At 71.6% G+C, this 12,945-nt stretch carries 13 protein-coding genes; 4 read left to right on the top strand and 9 right to left on the bottom strand.

Annotation, left to right across the window (positions count from 1 at the left end):
* Positions 1-15 precede the first annotated feature (15 nt).
* Both KME80_RS31790 and KME80_RS31785 read right to left on the bottom strand, forming a co-directional pair.
* Positions 16-750, bottom strand: coding sequence for a sugar isomerase domain-containing protein (locus KME80_RS31790; RefSeq protein ID WP_219510179.1), 735 nt, complete (start codon positions 748-750; stop codon positions 16-18).
* Entirely contained in the window at positions 751-1,620 is an 870-nt protein-coding gene (locus KME80_RS31785) for a MurR/RpiR family transcriptional regulator (RefSeq protein ID WP_308126007.1), read from the bottom strand. It abuts the gene before it with no gap.
* 79 nt (positions 1,621-1,699) lie between these two features.
* Between KME80_RS31785 and KME80_RS31780 the strand changes: the two genes are divergently transcribed.
* Positions 1,700-2,641 (top strand): N-acetylglucosamine kinase, encoded by a 942-nt coding sequence (locus KME80_RS31780; protein ID WP_219510178.1) that lies wholly within the window; start codon positions 1,700-1,702, stop codon positions 2,639-2,641.
* Here KME80_RS31780 and KME80_RS31775 read toward each other — a convergent pair.
* The 6 genes from KME80_RS31775 to KME80_RS31750 form a co-directional block, all read right to left on the bottom strand.
* Positions 2,631-3,449 carry a carbohydrate ABC transporter permease gene (locus KME80_RS31775; protein ID WP_219510177.1) on the bottom strand — a complete coding sequence of 273 codons (819 nt, stop codon included), beginning with the start codon at positions 3,447-3,449 and terminating at the stop codon, positions 2,631-2,633. The genes KME80_RS31780 and KME80_RS31775 overlap by 11 nt on opposite strands.
* Positions 3,446-4,324 (bottom strand): carbohydrate ABC transporter permease, encoded by an 879-nt coding sequence (locus tag KME80_RS31770; protein WP_308126006.1) that lies wholly within the window; start codon positions 4,322-4,324, stop codon positions 3,446-3,448. Before KME80_RS31770 ends, KME80_RS31775 begins: the two co-directional genes overlap by 4 nt.
* 4 nt (positions 4,325-4,328) lie before the next feature.
* Entirely contained in the window at positions 4,329-5,576 is a 1,248-nt protein-coding gene (locus KME80_RS31765; RefSeq protein ID WP_219510176.1) for an extracellular solute-binding protein, read from the bottom strand.
* Positions 5,577-5,587: 11 nt separating this feature from the next.
* Positions 5,588-6,931: a cellulose binding domain-containing protein gene (locus tag KME80_RS31760; protein ID WP_219510175.1), complete on the bottom strand. Its 1,344-nt coding sequence runs from the start codon at positions 6,929-6,931 to the stop codon at positions 5,588-5,590.
* Positions 6,932-7,029: 98 nt separating this feature from the next.
* Positions 7,030-7,776, bottom strand: coding sequence for a sugar isomerase domain-containing protein (locus tag KME80_RS31755; RefSeq protein WP_219510174.1), 747 nt, complete (start codon positions 7,774-7,776; stop codon positions 7,030-7,032).
* On the bottom strand, positions 7,773-8,657 hold the full coding sequence (locus tag KME80_RS31750) for a MurR/RpiR family transcriptional regulator (RefSeq protein WP_219510172.1): 885 nt from the start codon (positions 8,655-8,657) through the stop codon (positions 7,773-7,775). The genes KME80_RS31755 and KME80_RS31750 overlap by 4 nt, the downstream gene beginning before the upstream one ends.
* Positions 8,658-8,716: 59 nt before the next feature.
* Between KME80_RS31750 and KME80_RS31745 the strand changes: the two genes are divergently transcribed.
* On the top strand, positions 8,717-9,799 hold the full coding sequence (locus tag KME80_RS31745; protein ID WP_219510170.1) for an N-acetylglucosamine kinase: 1,083 nt from the start codon (positions 8,717-8,719) through the stop codon (positions 9,797-9,799).
* Positions 9,800-10,114: 315 nt separating this feature from the next.
* On the opposite strand, the gene KME80_RS31740 is transcribed toward KME80_RS31745, so the two are convergent.
* Positions 10,115-10,672, bottom strand: coding sequence for a hypothetical protein (locus KME80_RS31740; RefSeq protein ID WP_219510168.1), 558 nt, complete (start codon positions 10,670-10,672; stop codon positions 10,115-10,117).
* 146 nt (positions 10,673-10,818) lie between these two features.
* Here KME80_RS31740 and KME80_RS31735 point away from each other — a divergent pair, with 146 nt between their 5' ends.
* The gene (locus tag KME80_RS31735) at positions 10,819-11,961 is read left to right on the top strand and encodes a methyltransferase domain-containing protein (RefSeq protein ID WP_219510166.1); all 1,143 of its coding nucleotides are present in this window, start codon (positions 10,819-10,821) and stop codon (positions 11,959-11,961) included.
* Between the two features lie 122 nt (positions 11,962-12,083).
* Positions 12,084-12,932 carry a LysR family transcriptional regulator gene (locus tag KME80_RS31730; protein ID WP_219510164.1) on the top strand — a complete coding sequence of 283 codons (849 nt, stop codon included), beginning with the start codon at positions 12,084-12,086 and terminating at the stop codon, positions 12,930-12,932.
* Positions 12,933-12,945 lie beyond the last annotated feature (13 nt).

The raw sequence follows: 12,945 nt of genomic DNA, 5'->3' as shown, positions 1-12,945 counted from the left end.
ACTCCTTGGGCTACTTCATGTTCCGCGCCTGATGCGCCCTGCGTAGCGGCTTTCCAGTGCCTTGTTGTGCTCGTCGCCGCCGGCCACGTTGACCGACAGGTAGACGGGCGGCGTCTCGCCGAGCGCCACCAGCCGCTCGACCGCCTCGGTGACCACCATCTGGGCGAGCAGCGCCGAGGTGATCGTGGAGACCGCGCCGTAGCTGCCGCCCCCGGGCAGCTCCAGGATCGCGTCGCCGTAGGGGGAGCCGTTGTCCAGCACGATGTCGGCCAGGTCGAGCAGCTTGCGGCCCGACGGGTGGCGCGAGGTCATGCGGACGCTGTGGCTGACGGAGGTGATCGCGATCAGCGGGTGGCCGCGTTCCTTGACGAGCGTGGCCAGCTCGACGACGGCGCCGTTCACGCCGGAGCTGGAGACGAGCACGAACACGTCCTGCGGCTCCACCGGCGCCAGCTCGTAGATCCGGTGCGCGATCGCCGGGTCGCGTTCCAGCTCGGGGGTGAGCACGCTCGGCGGCTCCCCGCCGTACAGGACGAGGTCGCGCGGGGTGAGCCGGTTGCTCGGCACCAGCCCGCCGGCCCGGCCGGCGATCTCCATCGCGATCGCCTCGGAGTGCCCGGACCCGAACGCGTTGACCACTCCCCCGGCGCGCAGCGACGTCACGATCGCCTCTGCGGCCTGCCCGACCTGCTCCACCTGCGATTCGGCCACCCGGCGGGCCGTCTCCAGGGCCTTGGATGCGTACGTCATTCAGCCTCTCTCCACGCGGTGGCTCTCCACGGCGCTGATCGTGAGCTCGAACGCCTCGTTGGTGCGCTCGTACGTGCGCTGCGCAACCGCCACGTAGACGGCGTCGAGCACGAACAGTTGCGAGTGGACGGCGGCCAGCCCGCCGAGCCGGAACGTGGTCTCCCTGCTCGCGGTGGTCAGCACCAGGTCGGCCAGCTCCGCCAGCGGGGAGCGGGCGAACGAGGTCACCGCGACCGTCAGCGCGCCGTGGCTGCCGGCCTCGGCCAGCGACTCCATGACCTCGCGGGTGCGGCCCCGGTGGCTGATGCCGATCGCCACGTCGCCGTCGCGCAGCAGCGCCGCCTCCGACAGCGCCACGTGCGCGTCGCCCGCGCTCCAGCACGGGATGCCGATCCGGCGCAGCCGCCCTTCGAGCATGGTCGCCACGTTGCCGCTGGTGGAGACGCCGACCAGGAGCACCCGGCGGGCGGCGGCCACGCGGTCGGCCACGGTCGAGACCACGGACGCGTCGAGCTGGGCGGCGGTGTCCTGGATGAGCCGGGCGTCGGCGGCGGCCATCACCTCGATGGCGGCGTCGATGGGGTCGTCGGGGCCGATCTCGTGCCCGACGCCCGCGCCCCAGCCGGCCTGCGCGGCCCGGCCCGTCTCGGTGGCCAGCGCCACCCTCAGCTCGGCGTAGCCGGAGAAGCCGAACGCCCGGCAGAACCTCGTCACGGTCGCGGGTGAGCTGCCGGCCCGCTCGGCCAGCGCGATGATCGTCGATCGGGCGGCCTCGGCCGGGTCGCCGAGAATCACCTCGCCGACGCGCCTCAGCGCCTCCGGCAGGCCGGGCAACTCGGTCTCGACGCGCCCCAGCGCTCCTGAAGTCACGAATATTCCTTCCGGATACCCGGTCTTCTGGCGAAAATTATTCTTGCTTCTCGGTCACGTCAAGACCCACAATCTGATCGTGACTTATTCGCTCGTGATCGGCGTCGACGCCGGCGCGACCTCCTCCCGCGTGGCCGTGCACGCCCTCGACGGCACCCGGCTGGGCTACGCGCGCGCGGGCGCCGGCAACCCCACGGCCCACGGGCTCGACAGCGCGGTGGCCGCCATCGCCGCCGCCACGCGCGAGGCGCTCGGCACGCATCCGGGCTCCCGCGTGGTCGCCTCCCTGGCGGGCGTCGCGGGCCACGTCCGCGAGCTGGAGCCGGCGCTGGGCAAGGTCTGGGCGGAGCTGGGCATCCCGGCGGGGCCGCAGGTCAGGGGCGACACCGAGATCGCGTACGTGGCCGGCACCCCGGAGCCGGACGGCACCCTCCTGCTGTCGGGCACCGGCGCCATCGCCGCCCGCGTCGCCGGTCACCATCACCGCGCCGCGGTCGCCGACGGGCTCGGCTGGCTGCTCGGCGACGCGGGCTCCGGCTTCTGGATCGGCCGCGCCGCCGCCAAGGCCGCCGTCGCCGCGCTGGACCGCGACGAGCCGCCCTCCCTCCTGACCGAGCTCGTGCTCGGCCACTTCCTCGGCGCCGAGCGCGGCGCCACCGCCCGCGAGAGCGCCGACCGTCTCGTCCGGATCGCGCAGGCGGCCCACATGCGCCTGGCCGAGCTGGCCGCGCCGGTGAGCCGGGCCGCCGCCGAGGGCGACCCGGTGGCGCTGGGCATCGCCCGCCAGGCCGCCGCGCACCTGGTGGACACGCTCGGGCGGGTCCACCGTGGCGGGCCGATCGTGCTGGCGGGCAGCGTCCTGACCAACGCCGGGCCGGTACGGGAGGCCGTGCTCGGGCTGCTGCCGGGCGAGACGGTGACGACGGCGCGCGACGCGGCGGGCGGCGCGGCCTGGCTGGCCGCCTTCGACCTGCTGCCGGAGGGCGAGCGCGCGGCGCTGCACTCCCGCTTCACCCCTTGACGGCCCCCGCGGTCATCCCGACGCCGACCCTGCGCTGCAGGAAGAGGAAGAGCAGCAGCGCGGGCAGCGCGAACAGGCTGGCCGCGGCCATCGTCGCGCCCCAGTCGGTGCCGAACACGTCGCGGAACGACGACAGCCACACCGGCAGCGTGCGCCGGTCCTGCTCCTTGATGATCAGCACGTTGACGAACGCGAACTCGTTCCACGCGGTGATGAACCCGAACAGCGAGGTCGCCATCAGCCCCGGCGCCAGCAGCGGGAACACCACCCGGCGGAAGGCCACCAGCCGGCTGCACCCGTCGACCTGCGCCGCCTCCTCCAGCTCCAGCGGGATCGCGGCGAGGAACCCGCGCAGGGTCACGATCGTGAACGGCAGCGTGATCATGAAGTAGACGCCGGTCAGCATCGCCAGCGAGTCCAGCAGCTCGGTGTCCCTGGCGATGATGAACACCGGCACCAGCAGCGCCTCCCACGGCGCCATCTGCGCGGCGAACACCATGACCACGAACGCGCCGCGCCCCCGCCAGCGCATCCTGGTGACCGCGAACGCCGCCAGCAGCGCCACCACGAGCGCCAGCAGCACGGCCACGACGGTCACGAGCAGGCTGTTGCGCCAGTAGGTCCAGAACCCGGGCGCGTTCACGGCGGTGACGAAGTGCTCCAGCGTCGGCGCGGACGGCCAGAACGACGGCGTGCGCGCCTGGATGTCGCGGGTCGGCTTGAAGGCCGTCAGGAACATCCAGTAGACGGGGAAGATCGTCATCACCAGCACGGCGAGCGCGGCGGCGTTGAGCGCGAGCCTTCTCATGAGCGCACCATCCGTCGCAGGTTGGCGACCAGGGCCACGGCCAGCAGGACGACGGTGAGCAGGGCCACGGCCGAGCCCAGGTCGTACCGGTGCAGCACCCGGGCGATCTTGAACGCGTAGACGGGCAGGGTGGTCGTGGCGCCGTCGGGGCCGCCCTGCGAGAGCACCCAGATCTGCGGGAAGCACTTGGCCACCCAGATCACCTCCAGCGCGACGATCAGGGCGAACAGCTGGCGCAGCATCGGCAGCGTGACCCGCCAGAACACCTGCCAGCCGGTGCCCCCGTCGATCCTGGCCGACTCGTACAGCTCTCCCGGGATGGTCGTCAGCCCGGCGTAGAGGGTGAGCGCGCCGAACGGCACCGACTGCCACACCACCAGGATCACCAGCACGGCGAACGTCGCGGCGCCGTCGGCGAACCAGGTGTAGCCGCGGAACGACTCGAACCCGAGCGAGGCCAGCGCCCAGTTGACCACGCCCAGCTCCGACTGGAACAGCCACTGGAAGACCGTGGTGGCCGCGATCACCGGGGTGGCCCAGGCCAGCGCCAGCGCGCTCATCAGGGCCAGCCGCATGCCGCGCCGCAGCCGTACCAGCATGAGCGCGACGCCGGTGGACAGCACCACGATGAGCACCACGTTGACCGCGGTCCACGCGAGCGTGCGGAGCACGACCTGCCAGAACTCGGCGCCCGCCAGCAGCTCGGCGTAGTTGCCGAGGCCGACGAACTCGGCGCCGCCCCGGATGAGCTCGCCCATCCGGAAGTGCTGCAGCGAGATCAGCGCGGCCTTGAGCATCGGATAGAGCAGGAGGAAGGCCCCACCCGCCACCGTGGGCGCGATGAGCAGGTAGGGCCAGAGCGAACGGTTGCGCACGGGCTCAGGACCCGCTGTTGAGCGTCGTGGTGATGGACTCGGAAACCTTGCGGGCCTCCGCCCGCGGGTCGCCGCCGGTGAGCACCGCGGTCATGTACTGCTTGATGACCGAGGTGGCCTCGACGGCCGCCCAGTTGGGGGTGTTGGGCGTCGCGCGGCCCTGCGCGGCCCCGGCGGCCATCGCGGCCGTCGCCTCGTCACCGGCCAGCACGCCGGCCAGCGACGTGCGGTTGGGCACGAAGGCCATCTCCTTGGCCAGCTCCGTCTGGAACCGCTCGCCGGTCAGCGCCTTGACGACCTCGTACGCCTGCTCCTGGTGCCGGGAGGCGACCGGGACGATCAGGTCGGAGCCGCCGGTGAAGACCGCGCCGGGCTTGTCGGGCGTCTTGCCGGGGATGGGGAAGAAGCCGAGCTTGTCCTTGAAGCCGGGTTCGACCTCCAGGACGCGCGCTGCGATGCCCGGGGCGGCGATGATCTGCGCCACCTTGCCCTGGGCGAACACCTCGTGCTGGGGCGGGTTGGCCTCGTCGGCGTCCTTCGGGCCCTTGCCGAGGGCCTGGAGCCGCTGGTAGAACTCCATGCCGGCCAGGGCCTGCGGGGTGTCGAGCACGCCCTTCCAGGCGCCGCCCTCCTGGATCGCCAGGTCGCCGCCCTCGTCCCAGACGAACCCGGCCAGGGCGTACCAGGTCTGGCCGGTCAGGTAGATGCCCTGGTTACCGCCTTTGTTCAGCTTTTTGGTGATATTTAGCCATTCGTCCCTCGTTTTCGGGGGCTCGTCGATGTCCGCCTCGGCGAACAGGTCCTTGTTGTAGACGACCACCCGGTTCGCGGCGTACCAGGGGATTCCGTACTGCTTGCCGTCGATGTTCCCCGGCTGGGCCAGGCCCGGGAGCCAGTCCTCGCCCTGGAGGTCGGCGATCCTGGCGGTCAGGTCGGTGACGCCGCCGCTGGCCGCGTACTGGGCGACCTGGGTGTTGCCCACCTCGATCACGTCGGGCGCGTCGGTGCTGGCCAGCGCGGCGGTGACGCGCTCGCCGATGCCGTCCCAGGGCTGGATCTGCAGGGCCAGGTCCACGTCCGGGTGCTCGGCCTCGTAGCGGGTCTCGAACGTCTTGAGCAGGTCCTGCGTGACGCTGCCGTCCATGATCCAGACGGTCAGCCTGGCGGGGCCGGTGGGCTCCTGCTGCCCACCGCCGCCGCCGCACGCGCCCAGCGCGAACACGGCGGCCAGGGCCAGGATGCGGTTCTTCATGGCTTTCCTCGTCACGGGTTCGGAACGGTGTCCTGGAAGGCGGTGCCGGCGGTGCGGAAGGCGCCCACCCTGCTCTGGATCTGCGCGGGCGAGAGGACCTCGTTCTTGGCGTGGTAGACCCAGTCGACCTGCTGCCGGTACGTGCGCGTCCCGGTCGCCGCCTGGAGGTCGATGAACCACTGGTTGAACATGATCCACATGGGCGTCTCGGGGTAGTGGATGCCGCTGTGGTCGGCGAACAGGCGGCCGTCGACGTAGTACTTGATGTGGCCGCCGGACACCTGGATCACCAGGTCGTGCCAGCCCGCGAAGCTCGTGCGCTCCTCGGTGTGCGTGTTGACGGCCTGCCACGGGTCGCCCTGGTAGGTCTCCCAGCTCGTCGCGTACAGGATGTTCGCCGGCTCGCCCCAGCCGCCGTTCGGCAGATACTCGAAGTCCAGCTCTCCGTAGTCCGGGTCCAGGTTGAAGCGGAGCGGGGTGATCGTGAAGAACGTCTGCACGACGTGCTCGCCGTCCGGGCCGCTCACCGGCGCGTCGCTGAAGCGCACCCGGGCCGCGTACGTGCCCTCGTGGAACTTGCGGTTCGCGGTGGACAGCTCGGTCTGGACGGTGCCCGAGGCGGTGCCGTCCGTCGAGGAGTCCAGCGTCAGCAGGCCGCCGGGGAACGAGACCGCCGACGCCGACCAGGTCGCCCCGGGCACGCCGGGTCCGCCCTGGCTGGAGCGCACGGTCCAGCCGCGCTGTTGCAGGCGCGGGTCCGAGGCGTTCGTGTAGGTGAAGTCGTCGAACAGCTCACCGCCAGGCCCCGGCGGATCGGTCGGGTCCGGGTCCGGCTCGCTGCCGCTGGGGTTGCCCCAGGCGAGCTGCCCGTTCACGTACACGGTCGCCTTGTCCCAGTTCGTGTAGGAGGTGTGCGGGCCGAAGGACGGGTCGTCGCTCTGCGTGAAGCTCTGCCAGTCGGCCCGGTAGAAGCGGAGCTGCAGGTCGCGGGTGCTCGTCCCGGGGGCCAGCGTGCCGGAGGTGAAGCCCACCTCCAGGTACTGCCTGCCGTCCGCCTGCGGGACGAAGTGCCCGGTGACCGTCGAGCACGACACCACCGCCCAGGAGCAGGCGAAGCGGTACGACTCGGCGCCCTTGAGGTAGTAGCGGATCTTGATCTGGTTGAGCGGGATCGAGGTCGTGCCGTCGTTGAAGACCTGGAACCAGGGTTCGGCCTGGGCGGTCGTGGCGCCGGTCGAGCTGGTCCGGTACTGGAGGCGTACCGCCTGGTCGGCGTCGGCCGGGGCGGCGACGGCCACGGCGAGGGCGGCGGGGAGGGTCAAGGCCAGCAGGATCTTTCCGATTTTTCGGGACATGGGTGGGGTTCTCCTTGGTTCAGCGGGCCCCCGAATGGCATGCCGAAAAGAGCTGTCGTGCTCCTGGGTTCCGTGCGGCTGGGTTTCGTGCTCGGCGGTCAGGCGCCGCGGCGGATGCGGCCCGCGTACAGCGCTTCGAGCCTGAGGTTGTGCGCGTCGCCCTCCGGCACGTTGGCCGACAGGTAGACCGGCGGCACCTGGCCGGCCGCCAGCAGGTCGCGCACCGTCCTGGCGACGACGAGCTGGGCGATCAGCGCGGAGGTGATGGTGGAGACGGCACCGGTGGCGCCTCCGTCGGGCAGGGGCAGCACGGCGTCGCCGTACGGGGCCCGGTTGTCGAGCACGACATCGGCCAGGTCGGCGAGCTTGCGGCCCGAGGGGTGGCGGGAGGCGACCGCGTCGCTGTGCGCGTGCGAGGTGATGGCGATCAGGTCGTGACCGCGCTGCTTGACGAGGGTGGCGAGCTCGACCACGACGCCGTTCACGCCGGAGTTCGAGATGATCACGAACAGGTCGTCGTCGTGGACCGGGGCCGCCTCCAGGATGGCGCGGGCCACGGCCGGGTCGCGTTCGAGGTCGTAGCGGTCCAGCGCCTCACGGGGGGCGTCCCCGTACAGGACGATGTCGCGGAGGGCGAGGCGGTTGGTCGGCACCAGGCCGCCGGCGCGACCGGCGATCTCCATGGCGACCGCCTCGGAGTGGCCCGAGCCGAACGCCTGGATGACCCCGCCTCTGGTCAGCGCCCTGGTGAACAGCTCGGCGGCCTTCTCGATGGCCGGGTCGTCAGGGATCGTCCGGACGAGCTCGGCGATGTGGTCGGCGAATTGTTGCGGATTTATCGTCATAAATCTCCCTCGGGGAGTCCGTCTTCCGGCAGGCGATGCCCTTCCACGGCCCGCACCGTCACGTCGAACGCCTCCCGCGTCCGCTCGTACGTCCGCTGCGCCACCGACACGTACACCACGTCCAGCACCAGCAACTGCGAATGGATCGCCGCGAACCCGTCGGCCCGGAACGTCGTCTCCCGGCTCGCGGTCGTCAGCACCAGCTCTGCCACCTCGGCCAGCGGCGAACGGGGATGCGACGTCACCGCGACCGTGATCGCGCCGTGGCTCCCGGCCTCCGCCAGCACCTCGATGACCTCGCGCGTCCGGCCGCTGTGCGAGATGCCGATCGCCACGTCACCCTGCCCGAGCAGCGCCGCGTCCGTGAGCGCGCTGTGCGCGTCGGACCTGCTCCAGGTGGGCACCCGCATCCGCTGCAGCCGGTACTCCATCTCGCTGGCGACCGCCGCGCTGCTCGACACCCCGAACAGCAGCACCCGCCCGGCCCCCGCCACCGCCTGCGCCACCTTCTCCACCACGGCCAGGTCGAGCTGGTCGCCGGTCTCCTGGATCAGCCGGATGTCGTTGCCCGACACCACGCCCAGCACCTTCTCCAGGCTGTCACCGGGCAGGATCTCCTGGCCGATGTCGGTCTGCCAGGTCTGCTGCTTGACCCGCCCGGTCTCGGTGGCCACGGCCACGCGCAACTCGGCGTAGCCGCCGAAGCCCAGCGCCCGGCAGAACCGGGTGATGGTCGCGGTCGAGGTGCCGCTGCGCTCCGCCAGGTCCACGATCGTCAGCCGCGCCGCCTCGCCCGGATCAGCGAGGATCGCGTCGGCGACCTTCCGCAGGGCTTCCGGCATCTCATGCCGTTCGGTCCTGATGCGGCCGAGTAGTTCCATGTGGTGATAATTATGCTCAACTCTTGGCTTGGTCAAGGCTTGTGGCGATAATTCTTGACATGAGGCTGGTTCTGGGCGTCGACGCCGGCGGCACCTCCACCCGCGCGGCAGCCTTCACCGTGGACGGCGAGGAAGTGGGACGCGGCACCGCCGACGGCGGCAACCCCGGCACCCTCGGCCTCGACCACGCCTGTGCCAACGTGTCGTCCGCCATCGCCTCCGCGCTCGCGGGAGCGGACTCCGCCCTGGTGGAGTCGGTCGCCCTCGGCCTGGCCGGCAACCCCGCCCTCGCCGGCGCCCTGACCCGGCGGCTCTTCGCCGCCTCCCCGGAGACCGGCCTCCCCCACGCCCTCCGCCCGCGCCTCGTCCGGAACGTCGGCGACGTCGTCACCGCCTTCTGCGCCGGCACCCCGTCCCCATCTGGCACCGTCCTCATCTCGGGGACTGGGGCGATCGCGGCAAAAATTACCGGCCGCGCCGTGGTCGCCACCTCGGACGGCTACGGCTGGCTCCTGGGTGACGACGGCTCCGGCTTCTGGCTCGGCCGCACCGCCGCCCGCGCCGCCCTCCGCGCGCTCACGGAAGGCCGGCCGTCACCCCTGGCTGATCTGGTCACCCGCCGCCTCCTCCCCGCCGCCCCACCCCACGATCCGGCCCCGGGTCCCGCCCTGGGTTTGGCCCTGCGCCCCGCCCTGGCGGACCGCCTGGTCGCCGCCGTGCACTCCCGGCCACCGCTGGCCCTCGCCGAACTGGCGCCCCTGGTCTCCGAAGCCGCAGCCGCCGGCGACCCGGAGGCCGTGGCCATCGCCACGGAAGCCGCCCACCTGCTGGCCGCCACGGCCCTGCGCGTACACGATCCGCGCTCGCCCCTCGTCCTCGCCGGCAGCGTCCTCACCTCACCGGGCCCGGTCCGGGACTCCGTACGGGACCTGCTGGGAACCGTCCACACGGCGGGAGACCCGGCCGGCGCGGCAGCCTGGCTGGCGACCCTGCCCCTCCTCGACCCGGCCGATGCCGAGAAACGCCATGCCCGCTTCGTCCCCCACAGTCAGCCCAGCCCGCCCAGCTCGACGGAAAGCCGACCGTCAGGCCCGAGGCGCTCCAACGCTCGGAGGACGTTTCCTGCTCCCAGGAGTGCATAGAAGTCGCCATTGTGGCAATTGTGTTTCCCGGAAAATGGGGTCGGGAAATTCGAGTTTCCCTTTTCCGGTGGATCGGTTGCCGCCTTCAGGGCGTGATCGTAAGGTCACAGCCAGCATTGGAACGAGCGCACTGGAGGCGCCGTGGGCAAGCATGAGCGGGATCCGAAGAAGGACAAACCGTTCACCCCAGACAAGCCTCAGCCGGACGCCAGAAAAGGGGTCGACGGAAAGCACGCCGGTGGCAGCGGCACCAAGAAATGACGCCGACAGGTCCCGTACGGGAGGGCGTACGGGACCTGTCGGATTCGTCGGGCGTCAGGCGGTCTTGGTGAAGCGGAACGACGTCAGGCCGTTGCCGTCGTTCCAGACGTCGGCGGCGGTCGAATGGCCGAGGCTGTTGATGCGGCGCACCTCCAGCACGATTCTGGTCGGCTCGTCGACGGTGATGCGCTCGCTGATCGGGCTGGTGGTGTTCTGGCCGATGTGACCGGCGCCGTTCCCGGCGCGGGTGTGGTCGGCGATCTGGTTGAGTATCCGCGCGCTGCGCGGCAGGACGGTGTTGGCCGTGGCGTTGCGGAGGCGGCCGACGATGTACGTGTTGACCGGGGGAACCCCCGAGAGCCTGGTGCGGACGTTCAGGTCGAGCGAGTAGGTGCCGGCTTCGGGCAGGGTGACCGCGAGCCGGGTGTCGACCCAGGTGCCGGAGGCGGTCGGCTGCAGGTTGACCCGGGCGGGCAGGTAGGAGATGCCGGACGGCATCGGGTGGAGCTGGGCGACGGCGGCGGCCGTAGAGGCGGGGGCCGTGACGGTGCCGCCGATGGCCAGGGCGGCGGCTGTGGCGGTGAGCGCGGCTGCACGGATGAGGGTGTGCATGAGGGGCTGACCTCCCGATAAAGAGGGACCGGGTCTGGTGACGCCCACTCTATGAATTACTCAGAGTATCTGTAAGATTACTATCCGTTTTATGGTTACAGTCCCCATTGCGACAAATGCGCGTCAGTGAAACGCGGGGAGGAAAGTTGAATGGGGCGGAAATAGTCCCCGGGGTTGAAGCGCTGATCGCGGAGATCGGCCCGGTGGACGGCCCGATCGCCTCGGCGCTGCGCGCGGTGCATCGGCACCGGTTCGTCCCGCCCGTCGGGCTGGCTCATGCGCCCGACGACACGGTTCGCCTCATCGACCGGGACGCCGATCCGGCTGACTGGATGGCGGCCGTCTACACCGACACCAGCATCGTGACCCAGTTGGACGACGGCAGGAGCGCCGTCGAGGATCTGGACGGCGACTACACCTCGTCCGCCTCGGCGCCCAGCACCGTGGTCGAGTTGCTGCGGTGGCTCGGCGCCGAGCGCGGGCAACGGGTCCTGGAGGTGGGCACCGGCACCGGCTGGACGGCCGCCCTGCTCTGCCACCTGGTGGGCGCGGCGAACGTGACCTCGATCGAGATCGACCCCGTGGTGGCGGGCCAGGCGGCCTGGAGGCTGGCGGAGGCGGAGCTCCGCCCCCATCTGGTCGTGGGAGACGGGGCGGACGGGTGCGCGGAGCGCGCGCCGTTCGACCGGGTGCACGTCACGTGCGGCGTCCGGACGATCCCGTACGCCTGGGTCCGCCAGGCCCGTCCGGGGGCGGTGATCGTGCTGCCCTACAGCCCGGGGTTCGGCACCAGCCACGGCCTCCGGCTGGTCACCACCCGGGACGGCACCGCGTACGGCCGGTTCCCGGGGTTCGCCTCGTACATGATGATGCGCTCCCAGCGGCCCCGCCCGGTCCGGCCGCCGCGCGGGCCCGAGGACAGGCGCCATCTGACCACCCGCGTCGATCCCCGGACGATCGCGCACGCCCCGGCGGGGGCGGATCTGGCCGTCGCGGCGCTGACCGGCGTGGCCTGTCACGGCAGCGCCGAACCCGACGAGGACGGGGATCTGTATCGGATGTGGCTGTCGGACCCGGAGGAGCCGGGGTCGTGGGCGGTCGTGGACTGGCGGCCGGACGCCGAGGAGTACGAGGTCTTCCAGGTGGGCGACCGGCCGCTGTGGGACGAGGTGACCGACGCCTACTTCCGGTGGGTGAGCTGGGGTGAGCCGGGTCGTGAACGGTTCGGGATGACGGTCACGGCCGACGGGCAACGGGTGTGGCTGGACGACCCTGGGCGGCCGCTGTAGCCGGCCGATCTGCTCTGTCCGCGGCCTATCGGACATCCCTACATGTCCGTAGAAGCACGGGCAATTCACCGGGGCCCTTCACGACGCATGTCAATTTCTGTAAGACAGAGTCGAGGTGAGGGATGGACCTACGCCATATCCGGTACGCGATCACCATCGCCCGTGCCGGCAGCCTGCGCCGAGCCGCGGCTCTTCTGCGCGTCGCCCAGCCGACCCTGTCGGAACAGCTCAGGGCGCTGGAGAGGGAGCTCGGCGTCGAGTTGTTCAGCCGTTCGCCGTCCGGGGTGCAGCTCACCGAGGCGGGCGAGGTGTTCCTGGCCCAGGCGACGGTCGCGGTGGACGCGCTGGGGAGGGCAGCCACGGCGGCCCGGGGCAAGGGGCGGACCGCCAGGCTGGGCGTGGCCGACGGGCTGGGCGACGTCGCCGCCCGCCTGCTCGCGCAGCTCCAGCAGGCGCGGCTGCGCATGGCGCCGATGGGCACCGCCGAGCAGCTCGTCTCGCTCATGGACGGCACGCTCCAGGCGGGCCTCGGCTACGCGCCGGGGTCGCTGCCGCGCGGGGTGGCGCGCGTGCTCGTCCACCGCTCCCCCGTGCGCGCCCTGCTGCCGCGCGACCACGAGCTGGCCGCGTACGTGCGGCTGCCGCTGGCGGCGCTGGCGGGCGAGCCGCTGGTGATGCCGGAGTCGGAGGCGGTCGCGGGGGCGCGCCGGTTCCTGGAGGCGTTCGTGCGCCATCGCCTGCATCCCCGGCTGGGGCCGTCGGCGGCCACGCACGACACGGTCGTCGCCATGGTGGGCGAGGGCGCGGGTTACGCGCTGTGCGTGCGCGAGGGGGTTCCGGTGCCGGAGCGGCTGGCGTTCGTGCCGATCGAGGAGGAGGTGCCGCCCATCGAGGTGGTGCTGCTGTGGAACCGCCAGGCGGACGTGCAGGACGTGGTGAGCGCGGCGCGACACCTGGCCAGATCTGGATAGCAATATTATCCAG

Source organism: Nonomuraea ceibae (assembly GCF_019396325.1).
GTDB classification, from domain to species: Bacteria; Actinomycetota; Actinomycetes; order Streptosporangiales; family Streptosporangiaceae; genus Nonomuraea; species Nonomuraea ceibae.
Note: the sequence above shows the minus strand (reverse complement) of the source record. Positions and strands in the feature narration are given on the sequence as shown.